14 protein-coding genes are annotated in these 21,532 nt (G+C 54.8%); 7 read left to right on the top strand and 7 right to left on the bottom strand.

Annotated features, from left to right (window positions below):
* Nucleotides 1-35 precede the first annotated feature (35 nt).
* The gene (locus tag K7B04_RS21895; RefSeq protein ID WP_223803021.1) at nucleotides 36-914 is read right to left on the bottom strand and encodes a LysR family transcriptional regulator; all 879 of its coding nucleotides are present in this window, start codon (nucleotides 912-914) and stop codon (nucleotides 36-38) included.
* A 186-nt stretch (nucleotides 915-1,100) separates the two neighbouring features.
* Between K7B04_RS21895 and K7B04_RS21890 the strand changes: the two genes are divergently transcribed.
* Nucleotides 1,101-2,291: an MFS transporter gene (locus tag K7B04_RS21890; RefSeq protein ID WP_167575377.1), complete on the top strand. Its 1,191-nt coding sequence runs from the start codon at nucleotides 1,101-1,103 to the stop codon at nucleotides 2,289-2,291.
* Nucleotides 2,292-2,294: 3 nt separating this feature from the next.
* Here K7B04_RS21890 and yfaE read toward each other — a convergent pair whose 3' ends face one another.
* From yfaE to ubiG, 4 genes are all read right to left on the bottom strand, one after another.
* Nucleotides 2,295-2,549, bottom strand: a complete 255-nt coding sequence (yfaE, locus tag K7B04_RS21885) for a class I ribonucleotide reductase maintenance protein YfaE (RefSeq protein ID WP_106924348.1) — start codon at nucleotides 2,547-2,549, stop codon at nucleotides 2,295-2,297.
* A 1-nt stretch (nucleotide 2,550) separates the two neighbouring features.
* Complete coding sequence (gene nrdB / locus K7B04_RS21880) at nucleotides 2,551-3,681, bottom strand: class Ia ribonucleoside-diphosphate reductase subunit beta (protein ID WP_163449036.1); 1,131 nt, start codon at nucleotides 3,679-3,681, stop codon at nucleotides 2,551-2,553.
* A 148-nt stretch (nucleotides 3,682-3,829) separates the two neighbouring features.
* Nucleotides 3,830-6,115 (bottom strand): class 1a ribonucleoside-diphosphate reductase subunit alpha, encoded by a 2,286-nt coding sequence (gene nrdA / locus K7B04_RS21875; RefSeq protein ID WP_064543997.1) that lies wholly within the window; start codon nucleotides 6,113-6,115, stop codon nucleotides 3,830-3,832.
* Between the two features lie 451 nt (nucleotides 6,116-6,566).
* Nucleotides 6,567-7,295, bottom strand: a complete 729-nt coding sequence (ubiG, locus tag K7B04_RS21870; protein ID WP_167575378.1) for a bifunctional 2-polyprenyl-6-hydroxyphenol methylase/3-demethylubiquinol 3-O-methyltransferase UbiG — start codon at nucleotides 7,293-7,295, stop codon at nucleotides 6,567-6,569.
* Nucleotides 7,296-7,456: 161 nt separating this feature from the next.
* Here ubiG and gyrA point away from each other — a divergent pair, with 161 nt between their 5' ends.
* Together gyrA and rcsC are read left to right on the top strand one after the other, a co-directional pair.
* A complete protein-coding gene (gene gyrA / locus K7B04_RS21865; RefSeq protein WP_163449035.1) occupies nucleotides 7,457-10,093 on the top strand; it encodes a DNA topoisomerase (ATP-hydrolyzing) subunit A in 2,637 nt (878 codons plus the stop codon).
* Nucleotides 10,094-10,218: 125 nt separating this feature from the next.
* Nucleotides 10,219-13,065, top strand: coding sequence for a two-component system sensor histidine kinase RcsC (gene rcsC / locus K7B04_RS21860; RefSeq protein ID WP_223803020.1), 2,847 nt, complete (start codon nucleotides 10,219-10,221; stop codon nucleotides 13,063-13,065).
* 117 nt (nucleotides 13,066-13,182) lie between these two features.
* Here rcsC and rcsB read toward each other — a convergent pair whose 3' ends face one another.
* Nucleotides 13,183-13,833 carry a response regulator transcription factor RcsB gene (rcsB, locus tag K7B04_RS21855; protein ID WP_064544005.1) on the bottom strand — a complete coding sequence of 217 codons (651 nt, stop codon included), beginning with the start codon at nucleotides 13,831-13,833 and terminating at the stop codon, nucleotides 13,183-13,185.
* 15 nt (nucleotides 13,834-13,848) lie between these two features.
* Nucleotides 13,849-16,527, bottom strand: coding sequence for a phosphotransferase RcsD (rcsD, locus tag K7B04_RS21850; RefSeq protein ID WP_163449033.1), 2,679 nt, complete (start codon nucleotides 16,525-16,527; stop codon nucleotides 13,849-13,851).
* A gap of 835 nt (nucleotides 16,528-17,362) precedes the next feature.
* Here rcsD and K7B04_RS21845 point away from each other — a divergent pair.
* The 4 genes from K7B04_RS21845 to alkB all read left to right on the top strand — a co-directional run bounded on the left by K7B04_RS21845 (nucleotide 17,363) and on the right by alkB (nucleotide 21,472).
* Nucleotides 17,363-18,538: a porin OmpC gene (locus K7B04_RS21845; protein ID WP_163449032.1), complete on the top strand. Its 1,176-nt coding sequence runs from the start codon at nucleotides 17,363-17,365 to the stop codon at nucleotides 18,536-18,538.
* A 102-nt stretch (nucleotides 18,539-18,640) separates the two neighbouring features.
* Nucleotides 18,641-19,693, top strand: a complete 1,053-nt coding sequence (gene apbE, locus K7B04_RS21840) for an FAD:protein FMN transferase ApbE (protein WP_223803019.1) — start codon at nucleotides 18,641-18,643, stop codon at nucleotides 19,691-19,693.
* Between the two features lie 73 nt (nucleotides 19,694-19,766).
* Entirely contained in the window at nucleotides 19,767-20,834 is a 1,068-nt protein-coding gene (gene ada / locus K7B04_RS21835; protein WP_223803018.1) for a bifunctional DNA-binding transcriptional regulator/O6-methylguanine-DNA methyltransferase Ada, read from the top strand.
* Entirely contained in the window at nucleotides 20,828-21,472 is a 645-nt protein-coding gene (gene alkB, locus K7B04_RS21830; protein WP_223803017.1) for a DNA oxidative demethylase AlkB, read from the top strand. Before ada ends, alkB begins: the two co-directional genes overlap by 7 nt.
* The last annotated feature ends 60 nt before the right edge of the window (nucleotides 21,473-21,532 follow it).

Raw genomic sequence — 21,532 nt, 5'->3', positions numbered from 1 at the left:
CATTACTGCGCGTTTTGCGGCATATATCGACTTTCTTAAAGGCTTCCGTCGTGGGCTAACTGGTGCAAGCATGCGAGCAGCCGTTGCAACGGACTCCCTTCGACCGGCGGTTCGCGGGCGATCAGTGAAATCTGGCGATAGAACGCGGGCTCCAGCGGCACGAAATGCAGCGGCTGCGCCAGCGTTTTGAGCGTCAGTTCCGGCAGAAGCGCGATGCCCAGCCCCTGGTGGATAAAGCTCATTGCGGTGCTGGGGTGGTTAAACTCGTATTTGATTTGCGGCGTCATATTCATGCCCGCAAACAGCGCCATGATGCTCATTTCGTAACGCCCTTTACTGACGATAAGCGGTTCGTCGCGCAGTGCGCTGAGCGAGACCTGCTTTTGCGCCGCAAAAGGGTGATTCTCGGGGACCACGACGGTAAAACGGTCTTTATATATCGGCGTGACAAACATACCTTCGACCGGAATATGCACAAAACCCGCGTCGATATCATTATTGCGAATTGCCTCAATAATTTCCGCGCTGTTGGCTTCATGAGGAACAATTTTAATATTCGGATGATGCTGTTCAAAATAGCGCACCACGGCGGGCAGCACGCTGGCGCAAATACTCGGGAAGCAGCCAATCCGTAGCAGGCGCTGCGGGGTCTTTTTTTCCTGTTCGGCAATTTCTTTCACCGCGTGAACTTCGCTCATTAAGCGGTGCAGGTGAGCGACGATACGCTCGCCCGCGGGCGTCAGGCAAATCGCTTTACGCCGCTCGCGTAGCATAATAGCGACACCTAACTCCTCTTCCAGCGCGGAGATGGCCTGGCTGACTGCCGATTGCGTCATAAACAGACGTTTACCGGCCTCGGTGAATCCGCCGCACTCCAGCACCGTCAGCAGCGCGTTGATTTGCGTGAGTGTCATTAGTTATCTCTAATTAAACTTATTAAAATGATTAATTTTACTAATTAAACAATGATGCCTATTATTTTTCAACGGACTTAATCACAAAATTACGCACGCGATTATTTTTATTTGTGATGCATTATTGAATTTATATATTCAAGGTGAATGTATTACTGCGCGCCGTAGGGACAAGGTTGCCAATCAATGAAAGAAAAATTATGGACTAAAGATTTTTGGGCCATCACGATTATTAGCTTTATTATTTTCTTCGTGTTTTATGTCCTCCTGACGTTACTCCCTATTTATATTGCCGATACCCTACACGCCACCGCCGATAAGGCCGGCCTGTTGGTCACGTGCTTCCTCGCCGCTGCGATTGTTGTGCGACCTTTTGCCGGGCAGTGGGTGGGGAAATATTCGAACAAAACGATTCTGATGCTTTCCTCTCTGGCGTTTTTGGTTGTCACCGCGCTGTATCCATTTTGCCATTCTATTGAAGCGCTGCTGTTTATTCGCGTGCTGCACGGAATAACCTTCGGGATTATTACGACGGTAAAAGGGACCATCTCCGCGCGGTTGATACCCGCCTCCCGACGTGGGGAGGGCATCAGCTTTTTCTCTTTAGCGATGGGGCTGGCGATGGTCGTGGGGCCGTGGATTGGCCTGAACATGGCGCGCCATAGCGCATTCAGCCAGGCGTTCTGGATGTGTACGGCGGTGGCGGCGATTGGTATTGTGTTGTCATTGATTGTCCGTGTACCGCCGGTGATTCGTCATGCGGACGGTTCGCAGCCGAAGCTCGGCTTCTCCGCCATGTTTGATAAAGCCGCGATGCCGTTTGCCATGGTCACCTTCTTTATGACCTTCTCCTACGCTGGCGTCTCGGCCTTCCTGGCGCTGTATGCCCGTGAGCTGGACCTGATGGCCGCCGCCAGCAACTTCCTGCTGTGTTACGCGGTGTTCCTGATGATCTGCCGCGCCTTTACCGGCAACGTTTGCGACCGCAAAGGGCCGAAGTATGTGGTCTATCCTTGCCTGTTGGCCTTCACCGTCGGCCTGGTGGTACTGGGCTATACCCACGGCAGCGTGTCGATGATTCTCGCTGGCGCGCTGATTGGCATCGGTTACGGCTCGGTAACGCCCATCTTCCAGACGCAGATTATCAGCTCGGTTGAACCGCATAAAATTGGCGTGGCGAACTCGCTGTTCTTTAACGCGATGGATGCCGGGCTGGCGATCGGCGCGTTCGTGATGGGGCTGATGGTGGAAGGGGTCGGCTACCGGGCGATTTACCTGGTCGGCGCGGTGCTGGTGGTACTGGCGGGCGCGCTGTATATCGCGCAGATGAAACGCCGTGGCGCGATGCCGTTAGTTAGCGCACACGAAGTGCACTAACCGTTACATCTCAATTTCGATATCACCTTTTGCCCTGCAGCAGCAGGGCAAAATTTCATCCGGCTGAATAAAGGCCAGCGGTTCGGTCAACCAGTCAACCTGACCGGAGACCAGCCGCGTGCGGCAGGAGCCGCAGTAGCCTTCGCGACACTGGTACTCCACCTCAACATTGTGAGACTCCAGCGCCGCCAGCAGGGACGGGTGTTCATCCTGGCACAGCAACCGTGTGCCAGTGATGCGCAGAAAAACGCGGCTCATATCAAAGCTGGAAGTTGCTGAGATCGTCAGTATCGACTTCCGAGTCAATCTGCCCAACCAGGTAAGAGCTGACTTCCACTTCCTGCGGCGCGACCTGCACGTTATCAGACACCAGCCAGGTGTTGATCCATGGAATCGGGTTGGAGCGCGTCTGGAACGGCAGATCCAGACCGACTGCCTGCATGCGGATATTGGTGATGTACTCAACGTACTGGCACAGGATGTCTTTGTTCAGGCCAATCATTGAGCCGTCGCGGAACAGATAATCCGCCCACTCTTTTTCCTGCTGGGCGGCCTGCACGAACAGGTCGTAGCACTCTTGCTTGCACTCTTCGGCAATCTCCGCCATTTCCGGGTCATCCGCGCCGCTGCGCAGCAGGTTCAGCATGTGCTGAGTGCCGGTCAGGTGCAGCGCTTCGTCGCGGGCGATCAGACGAATGATTTTGGCGTTGCCTTCCATCAGCTCGCGCTCGGCGAAGGCGAAGGAGCAGGCAAAGCTGACGTAGAAGCGAATGGCTTCCAGCGCGTTGACGCTCATCAGGCAGATATACAGCTTTTTCTTCAGCTCGCGCAGGTTCACGGTCACGGTTTTTCCGTTAACGGTGTGGGTGCCTTCGCCCAGCAGATGCCAGTAGCTGGTCATTTCGATCAGGTCGTCGTAATAGCTGGAGATGCCTTCGGCACGTTTCTGAATCTGTTCGTTGGTGACGATGTCATCAAACACAATCGCCGGATCGTTGACGATGTTGCGGATGATGTGGGTGTAGGAGCGCGAGTGGATCGTTTCGGAGAACGCCCACGTTTCCACCCAGGTTTCCAGCTCAGGAATCGAGATCAGCGGCAGCAGCGCTACGTTCGGGCTACGGCCCTGAATGGAGTCCAGCAGGGTCTGATACTTCAGGTTGCTGATGAAAATGTGCTTTTCGTGTTCCGGCAGCGCCTGATAGTCAATGCGGTCGCGGGACACGTCAACTTCTTCCGGACGCCAGAAGAAGGAGAGCTGTTTTTCAATCAGCTTTTCGAAGATGTCGTATTTCTGCTGGTCGTAGCGTGCCACGTTGACCGGCTGGCCAAAGAACATCGGCTCTTTGAGCTGATCGTTTTTCGTCTGTGAAAAAGTGGTGTATGCCATTGATGTCAATCCTGTCTGGAGAGTAATGCCGGATGGCGTTTACTTACCTGCTTACAATATCATCGCAAATAAATCCGTACACCGAAAAGGGTTTTGGTTGGTACGGAAAGCAAGGCCGGGTCAGCGTAGCGCTGCCCGGCAATCGTTATTAGATCTTACAGGCGCCGCTTTCGCAGCCATCGTCCTGAATGGACGGCACCAGATCGTCCTGCGCATCTTCCGCACCGTCGCGGGTGTTTTGATAGTACAGAGTCTTCACGCCAAATTTATAGGCGGTCAGCAGGTCTTTAAGCAGCTGCTGCATCGGTACTTTGCCTGACGGGAAGCGCGTCGGGTCGTAGTTGGTGTTGGCGGAAATCGCCTGGTCGATAAACTTCTGCATAATGCCGACCAGCTGCAGATAGCCATCGTTGTTCGGCATTTCCCACAGCAGCTCGTAGGCGTTGCCCAGGTGTTCGTAGTCCGGCACAACCTGACGCAGAATACCGTCTTTCGATGCTTTGATGCTCACGTAGCCGCGCGGCGGCTCAATGCCGTTGGTGGCGTTGGAGATCTGCGAAGAGGTCTCGGACGGCATCAGCGCGGAGAGCGTGGAGTTACGCAGGCCGTGGGTCTTGATGGACTCACGCAGCGCTTCCCAGTCCAGGTGCAGCGGCTCGTTGGTAATCGCATCCAGGTCTTTCTTGTAGGTGTCGATCGGCAGGATACCCTGGGCATAGGTGGTTTCGTTGAACCACGGGCACGCGCCTTGCTCTTTCGCCAGCTCGTTAGAGGCCTTCAGCAGGTAGTACTGAATGGCTTCGAAAGTCTGGTGGGTCAGGTTGTTGGCGCTGCCGTCGGAGTAGCGCTTACCGTTTTTGGCCAGCCAGTAGGCGAAGTTGATAACGCCGATACCCAGCGTACGACGACCCATCGCACCGCGCTGTGCGGCTTTAATCGGGTAGTCCTGGTAATCCAGCAGGGCATCGAGCGCACGCACGGCCAGCACGGCCAGCTCTTCCAGTTCAGCAAGGCTGCCGATGGCGCCCAGGTTGAACGCCGACAGCGTACACAGGGCGATTTCGCCGTTTTCGTCGTTAACGTCGTCCAGCGGTTTGGTCGGCAGGGCGATTTCCAGGCACAGGTTAGACTGGCGCACTGGCGCAACGGCCGGGTCAAACGGGCTATGGGTGTTGCAGTGGTCAACGTTCTGAATGTAGATACGGCCAGTAGAGGCACGTTCCTGCATCATCAGCGAGAACAGGTCGACCGCTTTCACGCGCTGTTTACGGATGCTGTCGTCGTTTTCGTATTTCACGTACAGACGCTCAAATTCGTCCTGGTCGGCGAAGAACGCATCGTACAGCCCCGGGACGTCGGACGGGCTGAACAGGGTGATGTCGCCGCCTTTCAGCAGACGGGTGTACATCAGCTTGTTGATCTGTACGCCGTAGTCCATGTGACGCACGCGGTTACCTTCAACGCCGCGGTTGTTTTTCAGCACCAGCAGGCTTTCCACTTCCAGATGCCACATTGGGTAGAAGAGGGTTGCCGCGCCGCCGCGCACGCCGCCCTGCGAACAGGATTTCACCGCGGTCTGGAAGTGCTTGTAGAACGGGATGCAGCCGGTGTGGAAGGCTTCACCGCCGCGAATCGGGCTACCCAGCGCACGAATGCGGCCAGCGTTGATACCGATACCGGCACGCTGGGAAACGTATTTCACAATCGCGCTGGAGGTGGCGTTGATGGAGTCCAGGCTGTCGCCGCACTCGATCAGTACGCAGGAGCTGAACTGACGGGTTGGGGTACGCACGCCGGACATAATCGGCGTCGGCAGCGAGATTTTGAACGTGGAAACCGCATCGTAGAAGCGCTTCACGTAGCTCAGACGGGTTTCACGCGGGTAGTTGGAGAACAGGCATGCCGCCACCAGAATATAGAGGAACTGCGCGCTCTCGTAGATTTCGCCGGTGACGCGGTTCTGGACCAGATATTTGCCTTCCAGCTGCTTAACGGCAGCGTAGGAGAAGGTCATGTCACGGTCGTGAACGATAAACGAGTCCATCTGCTTGAACTCTTCTTCCGTATAGTCTTCCAGCAGATGATTGTCGTATTTACCCAGGTCAACCATGTTTTTCACGTGGTCAAACAGCGCCGGCGGCTCGAACTGGCCGTAGGCTTTTTTACGCAGGTGGAACACCGCCAGACGCGCGGCCAGGTACTGGTAGTCCGGCGCTTCGCGAGAGATCAGGTCAGCAGCGGCCTTAATAATCGTTTCATGAATGTCAGACGTTTTAATTCCGTCGTAGAACTGGATGTGCGAACGCAGTTCGACCTGAGAGATCGACACGTTATGCAGCCCTTCCGCCGCCCAATCCAGCACGCGATGAATTTTGTCGAGGTTAATGCGCTCTGTGCGGCCGTCACGCTTCGTCACCAGCAGACTCTGATTCATGTGATTTTTACCTGTCCGTGAAAAGGAAAATATCCCCCGATTTATCCACAATTCCGGTAGTCGTAAAACCTGTGGATAAATACTACATGTAGGGGTTCGTTGATTAATTGAACGCTATATGGTGAGTATTCTAGTCTGGATTCTTTTGAGTACAAGGGTTGATTTTGGCGTTAAATTGAGGTTGATAAAGCGTAAAAAAGGCTAAGTCCACGGCGCATAAGGGCTGGCGGGGATGTCAATAATATGCAAAAAAAAATGAAAATTTGATCGAGTGCTGATTTCTTCGGCGAAGGGGGAAATTGCGCAAATGATGCAGCGCAATTTCGTCGTGGTGACAATACTCATGATTGGTAGGCCTGATAAGCGAAGCGCCATCAGGCATTGCTGTCGGAATCATTGCCGGATGGCGACGCTGACGCGTCTTATCCGGCCTACAGAGCGTGTTGGCTGCTTATTCGGCTTTTGCCGTGGTGTGCAGCATATAGTTAACGTCAACGCCCGGCGCCAGCTTGAAGCGGTTGGTTATCGGGTTATAGTGCAGGCCAATCATATGGCGCTCTTTCAGCACGGTCTGGTCAACCCAGCTCAGCAGTTCGGCGGGCTTGATGAATTTCTTCACATCGTGCGTCCCCTTCGGCACCATGCGCAGAATGTATTCCGCGCCGACGACCGCCATCAGCCAGGACTTGCCGTTACGGTTAAGAGTAGAGAAGAACACCTGGCCGCCGGGTTTTACCAGCTGCGCGCAGGCTTTCACCACCGACTGCGGGTCCGGCACGTGTTCGAGCATCTCCATGCAGGTCACCACATCATACTGACCGGCATGCTTTGCAGCGTGCTCTTCAACCGTCTCCTGGACGTACTCGACGGGAATGCCGGTTTCCAGTGAGTGCAGTTTCGCGACCTGCAGCGGCTCAAAGCCCATATCTAACCCGGTGACCGTCGCGCCTTCACGCGCCATGCTTTCGGCCAGAATGCCGCCGCCGCAGCCAACATCAAGCACCTTTTTACCGAACAGGCCGCCAGAACGTTCGGCGATATAGCCCAGACGCAGCGGGTTAATGCGGTGCAAAGGCTTAAATTCGCCTTCCAGATCCCACCAGCGTGACGCGACGGCCTCGAATTTGGCGATCTCTTCGTGGTCAACGTTATGCGCTACCGCAGCTTTTTCGGCATTCATGGGTGTTCCTGCTCCTTATTTCATTATTGTCTGCGAGTATATCAGCACCGACGCGCGAATAAAGCGTCTGGCAGGTGCTAATGGGTTTACCTGTCTTTACGCTAATGTGTTATAATTTGCGACCTTTGAATCCGGGAATACAGTAGAGGGATAGCGGTTAGATGAGCGACCTTGCGAGAGAAATTACACCGGTCAACATTGAGGAAGAGCTTAAGAACTCTTATCTGGATTATGCGATGTCGGTCATTGTTGGCCGTGCGCTGCCGGATGTCCGAGATGGCCTGAAGCCGGTACACCGTCGCGTACTTTACGCCATGAACGTATTGGGCAATGACTGGAACAAAGCCTACAAAAAATCAGCCCGTGTCGTTGGTGACGTGATCGGTAAATACCACCCGCACGGCGACTCCGCGGTATATGACACCATCGTTCGTATGGCCCAGCCGTTCTCGCTGCGCTACATGCTGGTGGATGGCCAGGGGAACTTCGGTTCAATCGACGGCGACTCCGCCGCGGCAATGCGTTATACGGAAATCCGTCTGGCGAAAATTGCTCACGAACTGATGGCCGATCTCGAAAAAGAGACGGTGGATTTCGTGGACAACTATGACGGCACGGAAAAAATTCCGGACGTCATGCCGACCAAAATTCCTAACCTGCTGGTTAACGGTTCGTCCGGTATCGCCGTAGGTATGGCGACCAACATTCCGCCGCACAACCTGACGGAAGTGATCAACGGCTGTCTGGCCTATGTCGATAATGAAGACATCACTATCGAAGGCCTGATGGAACACATCCCGGGTCCGGATTTCCCGACTGCCGCCATTATTAATGGCCGTCGCGGAATTGAAGAGGCCTATCGCACCGGTCGTGGCAAAGTTTACATCCGCGCGCGCGCGGAAGTGGAAGTTGACCCGAAAAACGGTCGTGAAACCATCATCGTGCACGAAATTCCGTATCAGGTGAACAAAGCGCGCCTGATCGAGAAAATCGCCGAGCTGGTAAAAGATAAACGCGTTGAAGGCATCAGCGCGCTGCGTGACGAGTCTGATAAAGACGGTATGCGCATCGTGATTGAAGTGAAGCGTGACGCGGTCGGGGAAGTGGTGCTGAACAACCTCTACTCCCAGACTCAGCTGCAGGTCTCCTTCGGTATCAACATGGTTGCGCTGCACCATGGTCAGCCGAAGATCATGAACCTGAAAGATATTATCGCCGCGTTCGTGCGTCACCGTCGTGAAGTGGTGACTCGCCGTACCATTTTCGAACTGCGTAAAGCACGCGACCGCGCGCACATCCTTGAAGCGCTGGCGGTTGCGCTGGCGAACATCGACCCGATCATTGAACTGATCCGTCGCGCGCCAACGCCGGCCGAAGCGAAAGCGGGCCTGGTGGCACAGGCGTGGGATCTGGGCAACGTTTCCGCGATGCTGGAACGTGCGGGCGACGACGCTGCGCGTCCGGAATGGCTGGAACCTGAGTTTGGCGTACGCGACGGTAAATACTACCTGACCGAACAGCAGGCACAGGCGATTCTGGATCTGCGTCTGCAGAAACTGACCGGCCTTGAGCATGAAAAACTGCTCGACGAATACAAAGAGCTGCTGGAACAGATCGCTGAACTGCTGCACATTCTGGGCAGCGCCGAGCGTCTGATGGAAGTGATCCGCGAAGAGCTGGAGCTGGTTCGCGAACAGTTCGGTGACGAACGTCGTACCGAAATCACCGCCAACAGCGCCGATATTAATATCGAAGATCTGATCAGCCAGGAAGATGTTGTCGTGACGCTGTCTCACCAGGGTTACGTCAAGTATCAGCCGCTTACCGATTACGAAGCTCAGCGTCGTGGCGGTAAAGGCAAGTCAGCAGCCCGTATTAAAGAAGAAGACTTTATCGACCGCCTGCTGGTGGCCAACACCCACGATACGATCCTCTGCTTCTCCAGCCGTGGACGTCTGTACTGGATGAAGGTCTATCAGCTGCCGGAAGCGAGCCGCGGCGCACGTGGCCGTCCGATCGTCAACCTGTTGCCGCTGGAAGCGAACGAACGTATCACCGCTATCCTGCCGGTTCGCGAGTACGAAGAGGGCGTGAACGTCTTTATGGCGACCGCCAGCGGTACCGTGAAGAAAACGGCGCTGACCGAGTTCAGCCGTCCGCGTTCTGCCGGTATTATCGCGGTGAACCTGAACGAAGGCGACGAGCTGATTGGCGTTGACCTGACTTCCGGAACCGATGAAGTCATGCTGTTCTCCGCCGCAGGTAAAGTGGTGCGCTTTAAAGAAGATGCCGTGCGTGCGATGGGTCGTACCGCGACCGGCGTACGCGGTATTAAGCTGGCGGAAAAAGACAGCGTTGTGTCGCTGATTATTCCGCGCGGCGAAGGCGCCATCCTGACCGTGACCCAGAACGGCTACGGTAAACGTACCGCTGCTGAAGAGTATCCGACCAAGTCGCGTGCGACGCAGGGCGTTATCTCTATCAAAGTGACCGAGCGTAACGGCTCCGTCGTGGGCGCGGTACAGGTTGACGACTGCGACCAGATCATGATGATTACCGATGCGGGCACCCTGGTGCGTACTCGCGTATCGGAAGTTAGCGTGGTAGGGCGTAACACCCAGGGCGTGATCCTCATCCGTACGGCGGAAGATGAAAACGTGGTGGGTCTGCAGCGCGTGGCCGAGCCGGTTGACGACGAAGAGCTGGACGCTATCGACGGTAGCGTGGCGGAAGGCGATGATGAAATCGCGCCGGAAACCGACAGCGATGACGACGTTGCGGACGACGCAGACGAGTAATCGTGATACGACGTTGCGAAAGGGCTGGTGAAAACCGGCCCTTTTTTCATTAACATTGCGGTAAAAGTCTTTTACCGCTACCTTAACCACATCCTGTTTGCCATTGACGGCGGAGTTTCGTCAACTTGAAATATCTTGTCTCCTTTCGCACAACGCTGAAAGTCTCACGCTACCTGTTCCGGGCTTTGGCGCTGCTGCTCTGGCTGCTTATCGCGCTGGTGTCGGTGTTCTATATTGTGAATGCTCTGCATCAGAAAGAGTCTGAAATTCGCCAGGAATTTAACCTCAATTCCGATCAGGCGCAGCGCTACTTCCAGCGAACCTCCGATGTGATAAAGGAGCTGAAGTACATTGCGGAAAACCGCTTAACCGCCGCCAACGGCGTGTTGCCCGCCATTTCCTCAAAAGACAGTTCTGACGTGCCGGATTTTGAGCCGCTATTCTCTGACTCCGACTGCGGCGCGCTCGATACCACCTGGCGTGGGCCGCTGGAGTCGCTGGCCTGGTTCCTGCGCTACTGGCGTGAAAATTTCTCGGCGGCTTATGACCTTAATCGTGTCTTTCTGATCGGCAGCGACAATCTCTGTATGGCCAACTTTGGCCTGCGCGAAATGCCGGTTGAGCGTACCGAAGCGCTGAAAGAGCTGCACCAGCGCATTATGGACTACCGTAATGCGCCGCAGGACGACCGCGGCGGCAATCTGTTCTGGGTCGGACAGGGGCCGCGCCATAGCGTTGGTTACTTCTACGCGTTGACGCCGGTTTATCTGGCTAACCGCCTGCAGGCACTGCTGGGCGTGGAGCAAACCATCCGCGCCGAAAACTTCTTTACTCCGGGCAGTATGCCCATGGGCGTGTCGATTCTTGATGATAATGGCAATACGCTGATCTCGCTGGCCGGGCCGGATACACGTCTGCGTATCAGCACGCGCGGGATGCAGGAACGGCTGTGGTTTGGCTACACCGCCGGATATCGTGAGCTGGTGCTGAAGAAAACGCTGGCGCCTTCGTCATTGAGCATTGTCTATTCAGTACCGCTGGACGCGGTCCTGGAGCGTATTCGTATTCTGGTGCTTAATGCACTGCTGTTGAACCTGCTCACCGGTATCGCGCTGTTTACCATGGCGCGGATGTACGAGCGGCGAATTTTCTTACCGGCTGAATCTGACGCATTACGTCTGGAAGAGCACGAGCAGTTCAACCGTAAAATCGTCGCTTCGGCGCCGGTAGGGATCTGTATTCTGCGTACCCAGGACGGAACCAATATCCTGAGTAACGAGCTGGCGCACAATTATCTCAACATGCTGACCCACGAAGACCGCCAGCGGCTGACGCAGATAATCTGCGGCCAGCAGGTTAACTTCGTCGATGTGCTGACCAGCAACAACACCAACCTGCAAATCAGCTTCGTGCATTCGCGCTATCGCAACGAAAACGTGGCGATTTGCGTGCTGGTGGACGTCAGTTCCCGCGTCAAAATGGAAGAGTCGCTACAGGAGATGGCGCAGGCGGCTGAACAGGCCAGCCAGTCGAAATCGATGTTCCTGGCCACCGTCAGCCATGAGCTGCGTACGCCGCTGTACGGGATTATCGGTAACCTGGACCTGTTACAGACCAAAGAGCTGCCGAAGGGCGTTGACCGCCTGGTGACGGCGATGAATAACTCTTCCGGGCTGCTGCTGAAAATCATCAGCGATATTCTCGACTTCTCGAAAATTGAGTCCGAGCAGCTAAAAATTGAGCCGCGCGAATTCTCACCGAAGGAGGTGATGAACCACATCACCGCCAACTATCTGCCGCTGGTGGTCAGAAAACAGCTGGGAATGTACTGCTTTATCGAGCCGGATGTGCCGACGAAGCTGATGGGCGACCCAATGCGCCTTCAGCAGGTGATTTCCAACCTGCTGAGCAACGCCATTAAGTTCACCGATATCGGCTGCATCGTGCTGCATCTCAAGCGGGAAGGGTACTATCTGAGCATCAGTATCCGCGATACCGGTGTTGGGATCCCGGCCAAAGAGGTGGTGCGGTTGTTTGACCCGTTCTTCCAGGTGGGAACGGGCGTGCAGCGTAATTTCCAGGGAACCGGGCTGGGGCTGGCAATTTGTGAAAAGCTGGTCAATATGATGGACGGCGATATTGCCGTCGATACCGAACCAGGTATGGGCAGCCAGTTTACGCTGCGTATTCCGCTGTACGGCGAGCAGGACGCCACGCCGCTGGAGATTGACGGTCTGGCGAAGATTCGCTGCTGGCTGGCGGTGCGTAACGCTTCGCTGGCTGATTTTATTCAGTCGCTGCTCGCTTTCCACGGCATGGACGTGCGGATTTATGACGGAGAAACGCCAGCGCCGGATGATGTGTTAATCACCGATGATGAGCTCTCACAGCCGTGGGCAGGCAGAGCGGCAGTAGTCTTCTGCCGTCGACATATCGGCATTCCCCAGGAGTTCGCGCCGGGACAATGGGTGCACAGCATCGTTTCGCCACATGAATTGATGAGCCTGCTGGGGCGCATTTATCGGGTTAAGGTGGCGACGGGCGGCGTGGAAGAACTGCAATCGACGCCGGAAGCTCCGGAGGACAGCAACGACGATATGATGATCCTGGTGGTCGACGATCATCCGATTAACCGTCGTCTGTTGGCCGATCAGCTGGGATCGTTAGGTTATCAGTGCAAGACCGCCAACGATGGCGTTGACGCGCTGAACGTGCTGAGTAAGAACCATATCGATATTGTGCTGAGCGACGTGAACATGCCGAATATGGACGGTTATCGTCTGACGCAGCGCATTCGCCAACTGGGGCTGACGCTACCGGTTGTCGGCGTGACGGCAAACGCGCTGGCAGAAGAGAAGCAGCGTTGCCTGGAGTCGGGTATGGATAGCTGCCTGTCGAAGCCAGTAACGTTGGACGTGTTGAAACAAACGCTGACGGTGTATGCCGCAAGAGTGCGTAAAGCGCGAGAGTAAGGGATTTTGTTGGTAGGCCGGATAAGGCAACGCCGCCATCCGGCAATTTGTGCGAGGTTGCCCGATGGCGCTGCGCTTATCGGGCCTACGGAAAGCAGGCCCGATAAGCAACAAGGTTTAGTCTTTGTCTGACGGCGACAGCGTCACGGAGGAGAGGTAGTTCAGCAGCGCGATGTCGTTTTCCACGCCCAGCTTCATCATTGCCGATTTTTTCTGGCTACTGATGGTTTTAATGCTGCGGTTCAGCTTCTTGGCAATTTCGGTCACCAGGAAACCTTCTGCGAACAGACGCAGAACTTCACTCTCTTTCGGCGACAGGCGTTTGTCGCCGTAGCCGCCAGCGCTGATTTTCTCCAGCAGACGAGAAACGCTTTCCGGGGTAAATTTCTTACCTTTCTGCAGGGCTGCCAGCGCTTTTGGCAGATCCGTCGGGGCGCCTTGCTTAAGCACAATCCCTTCGATATCCAGATCCAGCACGGCGCTCAGAATGGCCGGGTTGTTGTTCATGGTCAGTACGATAATCGCCAGTCCAGGGAAATGGCGCTTGATGTACTTAATCAGCGTAATGCCATCGCCGTACTTGTCTCCAGGCATGGAGAGGTCGGTGATCAGCACGTGGGCATCAAGTTTTGGTAAGTTGTTAATTAGCGCGGTGGAGTCTTCAAATTCGCCTACAACGTTTACCCATTCAATCTGTTCCAGGGATTTACGAATCCCGAACAGCACAATCGGATGGTCATCGGCAATAATTACGTTCATATTGTTCATGTAAAGGCTACCTTGCTACAGCAAGCTCTTGACGTAGGCGTCAATGTCGCTGATGTATTTTTCTATGCTGGATGCATCTTTCTCACGAATAAGATGTTCAAGCGTTTCACATAACTGCTTGCCAGGTACCAGATTTAGCATGGCAAACACACCCTTAAGGCGGTGAGCTGTCTGTGCCAGTGCGGCAAAGTCCTTTGCTGCGGATTCAGTATACAGCCTGCTAACATCTTCCGGAACCGTATCAACAAACAGCGCATAATAGCCGCTGGCCTGAAGCTCGGCGTTTTCATCACCACCCAATGGTGATTCCGAGACTTCTTCCTGCGCCAGCTGCTCTTCAATCAGCTGGAGCACGGCATCCTGCATAGCGTTACTCATGTTAAAGTTGACGCGCAGTTGACCAGGGCCAATTTGGCGTACTCCAGCCTCATCATCGCTTAAAAGCAAGCCGGAAGCAGTAAGATTAGACGGATTATCAGTTAAAAACAGATCAAATTCTTGACTTGTTGCGCGCTCATCCGGGCTGATGCAGGTTGCCCCCCAGCTTTCCAGCTGACGCGTGACAATATTGCGGATTTCGTTAGAGGTGATATCCACCATGGCGACCACGTCATCAAGCAGCAGTTCTTCCACCTCTGCGTCTTCTTCACGTACCGGCATTTTCACGTGCAGCGTATAGCGGGTCCCCAGCGATTCTCGCGCCTTAATATTCAAATGACCGCCAAGCTTACGCGCCAGCTGATCGCACAGCCAGAAGGTGAGGGCGTTGGCCTTACCGTAGCGATCCGACTGGGTATCGTTAAGATACGGGAAGTGCAGATTGTCGATTTCGCCATGCGATACGCCGCTACCGGTATCGAGAATGCGGAAGGTTAAGCGCTCTTCCGCCGACTCCTCAGCGCTGATCTCAAGGGTAATTTTGCCAATCTGGGTGGTGGTGACCGCATACTGAATCAGCAGCAGCAGGATCCGGCGTAGCGCGTCGCGGTCGCCGTGGCGCTGCTCTTTGGCCGGGACCTGGTTGTTGATTAACAGCTGCAGCCCTTTGCGTTTGATCGACGGCAATACCTCCGGCACCACTTCATCGATCAGCTCTTGCAGTGAGAATTGCGTGGAGGAGCCTTTCCAGCTGTCATTTTCCAGCATATTCGCCAGCTGAATTTCGTCCACCAGCCGTACCAGCAGATCGGCGTGATTAGCCAGCCGTTGGCTGTCCGGGGTATCGATGTGGCTGGCTTCGTTTGCTAATGCCTTGATCGGTTGTTTCAGCGTGTCGCTGATGTTCTGCATAAACGCGGCGCGGCCCTGCTGGTTTTTCTCGTACAGTCTTTGCGCCTGTTTGAGTTTCTTGTTCACCAGCACTTCACGGTCCTGATCGCGGATGATGAAAATCTGTGTACGCGGCGATACCTGACTGCGGAACTGGCGAATCTCATACAGTTCATTATTGATGGTGGCCTGAATCACCCCCTGATGCTGATCCGCCATGCTGGTGATGTTCTGCAGGTTGAGGTGCGGCAGCAGATGGTCGGCAATTTTATTGCTGATGACCGTGCGGTTCGATTCCTGGTCGTGTACCAGCAACCCCAGCGGTAATAAAGAGACAATTTCTTCATTAATTGCTCGGAGCACGCGCAGCTCATTATTGGTGCCGCTTGAAGACACGCTGCTGCTGGTGCTGCCGCGTGTGGGCAGATTACGGAAGGTGGAGTAGCCAAACAGCGCCAGCGCCAGCAGGCCAATGTTCAGCAGCAGCGGTAGCATGATGTTCTGGAAGGTATCCAGCAACAAGGTGCCAAACGGCACCTGCCACACCAGGCGCATACCGGTGGTGTTCAGCGCCGAGGTAATCTCAATGCGTGAGCTATTAAAGTTGATGGCAACGCTGTCGCCCGGATCTTTCTCCTGGCTGCGCTGGGCATTCTGCGCTGGATCGGGCTCGAGACGGAAGCTGTCCAGCGACATGGTCGGCGGAACCAGGTCGTTGATCGGCAAATCGAACGCCACGACGGTCGCCAGGTGCCCCGGCTGATTAAAGGTGGTACGCAGCGTAAAGTAGCGTCCGTTCTGCCAGGCCAGGCGGCGTAATGATGAGAAGGTTTCACGTTCATCCAGCGTGTTGGCTTGCTGGAGCATCTCGGCGCGACGCGAGTCAACAATGCTGCCCACCGTCGATTCTTTAAAGCCGGAAGAGAGATCTTTGAGCGGTAGCGTAGAGATAAGGATCAGGCTGTTGTCCTGACCGTTAAGGTAGTACATCGACCACGGCACATTTTCTGCGCCCCATAGGGTATCGAGATAAGTCGACATTCGCTGGGTAATGTCGAGCGTCGCGCTGTCGTGAGAACCGAAAATCAGCGCTTCGGTTTTACGCCGTGGTTTTTCCAGATAATAGACGTCCTGCTTCAGTCGTGTTTCCTGAAGGCCGTCGCCGGGAGCGGCGTTGGTACTGGAAGCGGCAATATTGTCGTAGATTTGCCAGGTGGTGTAGCGCCAGGTATCAATGCGCTTATGTACGGCATGTGTCATATCGACAATCTGGTAGCTCTTGTCTTTCAGCCATGCGTTAACCGCGCTCTGAATCATCACGCCCATCGTCACCAGCAGGACAATGATCATAAGAAGGAAGAAACGCGTGATGCTCCCAGGAAGCAGGGAGAATTTCGTCGGGCTCATCTTGTCGGACTGACTCATTGGCGTGTGTAACCCATCATAACGGCATCTGAATGAGGATATGCTCAAGCTTATAACGCGTTGAGGCATGCAAACCCTGTTTTTGTACTGCAGGCAGTATATACAAAAAATTCACCAGGATGTATCAACGAGGCAAAATCGTCGTGGGTAAGGATGCGGTGATCAGCTGGAACGAAAAGGTGTTTTATTATTTGATCGCGGGAAAATTCAGCGTTGGGGATAATCTGTACAATTCAGGCTGTATTGTACAATTATTTACCAAATCACAAGGGAAAATAGCACTAAATAACAAGACATTAATTGTTATCGGTGTGCAATGACATTTATTTGGCTGAAAAACGATTAGTTAATAGTCGTTATAATTTACGATGGGTAGCACACGTTGATTAAGTTTGCGTAAAGAAAGGTAAAAAAAACCGGATGCGAAGCATCCGGTGGAAATAGGGGTAAACAGACATTCAGAACTGAATGACGGTAATAAATAAAGTTAATGATGATAGCACTGACTATTTTAGTTATGGGTGAAGGTTTTGTTTTACCATTCAGTGCTATACCTTTTATGTTTTTTAACCTATTGATTTCGTGTATGTATTTTTTCTATTTTTGATTATTAGTGCTATTTTTATGGTCCTTTTGTGCTTATAAAAGTTCCCTCAAATTTACATTTAGAAACATCTATGTGGATAAATGAAACATTTGAATGGTTTTCGTATCATATTCCTGTTGGATTATTCCTGTTTTTACAGCACAATGGGTCTGCCGACTGATTAATGAGGGTTAATCAGTAAGCAGTGGCATATATAAAGGCATATATATATAACAGAGGGTTAATAACATGAAAGTTAAAGTACTGTCCCTCCTGGTACCGGCTCTGCTGGTAGCGGGCGCAGCAAATGCGGCTGAAATTTATAACAAAGACGGCAACAAATTAGATCTGTACGGTAAAGTCGATGGTCTGCACTACTTCTCCAGCGACAATAGCGCTGACGGCGACCAATCCTACGTTCGTCTGGGCTTCAAAGGCGAAACTCAGGTTAACGACCAGCTGACCGGTTACGGCCAGTGGGAATACAACGTTCAGGCGAACAACACTGAAGGTTCTTCTGACCAGGCATGGACTCGTGTAGGCTTCGCAGGTATCCGCGTTGCTGACGCAGGTTCTTTCGACTACGGTCGTAACTACGGCGTTGTTTACGACGTAACTTCCTGGACTGACGTTCTGCCGGAATTCGGCGGCGACACCTACGGTTCTGACAACTTCATGCAATCCCGTGCTAACGGCGTTGCGACCTACCGTAACACCGACTTCTTCGGTCTGGTTGACGGCCTGAACTTTGCTCTGCAGTACCAGGGTAAAAACGGCAGCGTATCCGGCGAAGGCGCGACTGCTAACGGTCGTCAGGCTCTGAAACAGAACGGTGACGGCTTCGGCGGCTCCCTGACCTACGATCTGGGCGCAGGCTTCAGCATCGGTGGTGCGATCTCTTCTTCTAAACGTACTACCGACCAGAACAACAGCGTTTACGTTGTTCGTGATGAAAACACCGGCGTTCCGACTGGCGCAACCAGCAAAATCTACGGTAGCGGCGACCGCGCTGAAACTTACTCTGCTGGCCTGAAATACGATGCTAACAACATCTATCTGGCAACTCAGTACACTCAGACCTACAACGCAACTCGTTTCGGTGGTTCCCCGAACGCTGGCGTTTACGGTTTTGCTGACAAAGCTCAGAACTTCGAAGTGGTTGCACAGTACCAGTTCGACTTCGGTCTGCGTCCGTCCATCGCTTACCTGCAGTCTAAAGGTAAGAACATCGACAACGGTATCGTGAACTACGGTGACCAGGACCTGCTGAAATACATCGACCTGGGCGCGACTTACTACTTCAACAAAAACATGTCTACCTACGTTGATTACAAAATCAACCTGCTGGACAAAAACGACTTCACTCAGGCCGCTGGTATCTCTACCGATAACATCGTTGCACTGGGTATGGTTTACCAGTTCTAATACTGTTAAGACCATTGCAAAAGGGGCCTTTGGCCCCTTTTTTTGTGCCGAATTTCAGTAAATTAGTGTACTCTTGCGCCGATTGCAGGAGGGTAATAACGGATGGAAATGACTTTTTTACGAATGGCGCTGTTGAGCGTCGTGATTCTGCTGACGGGCTGTGATAACGCCAGCGCGCCGGCGACTCCCAAAGCCGCGGTAACCGTGCTGGAAGGGAAGACCATGGGCACCTTCTGGCGCGTGAGCGTGGTGGGTGTGGATAAGTCCAGGGCGGAAGAGCTCCGTACCAAAGTACAAACCCAACTCGATGGCGACGATCGTCTGCTGTCGACCTGGAAGAATGACTCGGCGCTGATGCGCTTCAACCACTCGCGGAGCACCACGCCGTGGCCGGTCAATGAAGCGATGGCGGATATCGTCACCGAGTCGTTGCGCATTGGGCGTAAAACCCAGGGGGCTATGGACATAACCGTTGGCCCGCTGGTGAACCTCTGGGGCTTTGGCCCGGACAAACAGCCGGTCAGTACGCCAACTCAGGCGCAGATTGACGCTGCGAAAGCGCGTACCGGGCTGGACAAGTTAACCGTTATCAACCGCGCGGACAGGCAGTATCTGCAAAAATCGATCCCCGATCTTTACGTCGATCTTTCTACCGTTGGTGAGGGCTATGCTGCCGATCATCTGGCGCGTCTGATGACTGAAGAAGGTATCTCTCGCTATCTGGTCTCCGTAGGGGGCGCGCTGGTGAGCCGCGGAATGAACGCCGACGGCCAGCCGTGGCGGGTAGCGATTCAGAAACCGACCGACCGGGAAAACGCGGTGCAGGCGATCGTGGATATTAACGGTCATGGCATCAGCACCTCGGGCAGCTACCGCAACTACTATGAACTCGACGGTAAACGCATTTCGCACGTGATCGACCCGCAAACCGGACACCCGATAACGCACAAGCTGGTGTCGGTGACCGTCATTGCGCCGACCGCACTGGAAGCCGACGCCTGGGATACTGGCCTGATGGTTCTGGGGACCGAAAAAGCCCAGCAGGTGGTGCGCGAGCAGGGGCTGGCAGTGTATATGATAATGAAAGAAGGCGACGGTTTTACCACCTGGATGTCGCCGCAGTTTCGCGCCTTCCTGGTCAACGGGAAAAATTAAAAAGCAAGATTGCGGGTTTTTTATTTCCTCCTTTCAGGCACTGTGGCAGTTACACTAGAAGGAGGAGCCTGTTATGACGATTGATACTCTACACACCGACGAGGCGCGCTGGCAGGCGGTTCTCGATCGCGATGCGAAAGCCGACGGTCAGTTTGTCTTTGCCGTGCTGACCACCGGCATTTTTTGCCGTCCTTCGTGCCGCGCGCGTCATGCGCTGCGTCAAAACGTCCGTTTTTTCAGCGATGCCAGCGCGGCGCTGGCGGGCGGTTTTCGTCCCTGCAAACGCTGTCAGCCGGATGCGCTCTCGCCTGAGCAGCAGAAAATTGCCAAAGTGGCCCACGCCTGTCGGCTGCTGGAGCAGGATAGCCCGGTGACGCTTGACGCGTTGGCGCAGGCGGTCGCGGTCAGCCCGTATCACTTCCATCGCATGTTTAAATCAATAACTGGCGTAACGCCAAAAGCCTGGCAACAGGCCTGGCGCGCAAACCGCCTGCGGGACGCGTTGAGCGAGGGTGAACCGGTGACGCAGGCGGTGCTGGCGGCGGGCTTTCCGTCGAGCAGCAGCTACTATCGCCACGCCGACGCGCTGTTAGGGATGACCGCGCGTACCCGCCGTCGGGGCGGTGAAGCGACGGAGATTCACTATACCGTCGGTAAGTGCTCGCTAGGGCGCTGCCTGGTGGCGCTCAGTGAGCGCGGCGTGTGCGCCGTATTGCTGGGGGACGATGAGGCTAGCCTGCTTAGCGAGCTACAACAGAGTTTTCCGGCGGCCAGGCTGCTGGTTGCCGGGGCGGAAGTCCGCGAGACAACTTCCGCTGTGATGGCGAGCCTCGAGTCGCGCGCGGCGGCGATGAGCTTACCGTTAGATATCCGCGGCACCGCGTTTCAGCAGCAGGTCTGGCAGGCGCTACGCGCCATTCCATTCGGTGAAACCCGCAGCTACCAGCAGGTGGCAGAGGCTATTGGCAAGCCGAAAGCGGTGCGTGCGGTGGCCAGCGCCTGTGCGGCGAACCGGCTGGCGATACTGGTGCCCTGTCACCGGGTGGTGCGCGGCGATGGCAGCCTGTCGGGATACCGCTGGGGCGTGGCCCGTAAAGCCCGATTGCTTGCGCGTGAAAAAGAACAGGAGAGCGAATGTTAGATCTGTTTGCCGACGAGGCGCCGTGGTCGGAACCGTTGGCGCCTGGCGCGGTGATCCTACGCCGGTTCGCGCGGGCGCACAGCACCGCGCTACTGGCGGCTATCGAGCAGGTGGCGGCGGTCTCACCATTTCGTCATATGGTCACGCCGGGCGGCTATACCATGTCGGTGGCGATGACCAACTGCGGCCCGCTTGGCTGGAGTACGGACCGTCATGGCTACTGCTACGCCGCCGTTGATCCGCAGAGCGGAAAACCCTGGCCCGCGATGCCGGACTGTTTTCGCCAACTGGCGCAGGAGGCAGCAACTGGCGCGGGTTACCCCACGTTTAACCCCGATGCCTGCCTAATTAACCGTTACCAGCCGGGGGCGAAGCTGTCGCTGCATCAGGATAAAGACGAAGCCCGGTTGGACGCGCCAATCGTGTCGGTTTCGCTCGGCCTGCCTGCGGTGTTTCAGTTCGGTGGCCTGAATCGCAGCGATCCGCTGCAACGCGTGCTGCTTGAGCATGGCGATGTGGTGGTGTGGGGCGGTGAGTCGCGGCTGTTTTATCACGCGATTCTGCCGCTCAAAGAGGGGAGCCACCCGCAGGTCGGCCCGTGGCGCTATAACCTGACCTTCCGCCGTGCCGCGGAATGACAAATAAAAATAAGAATTATTCTTGATGTAGTCTGTCAGCAGTTTACACTGCTGGCTGTT

The organism is Kluyvera sp. CRP, assembly GCF_019930565.1.
Taxonomy (GTDB): domain Bacteria; phylum Pseudomonadota; class Gammaproteobacteria; order Enterobacterales; family Enterobacteriaceae; genus Kluyvera; species Kluyvera georgiana_A.
Note: the sequence above shows the minus strand (reverse complement) of the source record. Positions and strands in the feature narration are given on the sequence as shown.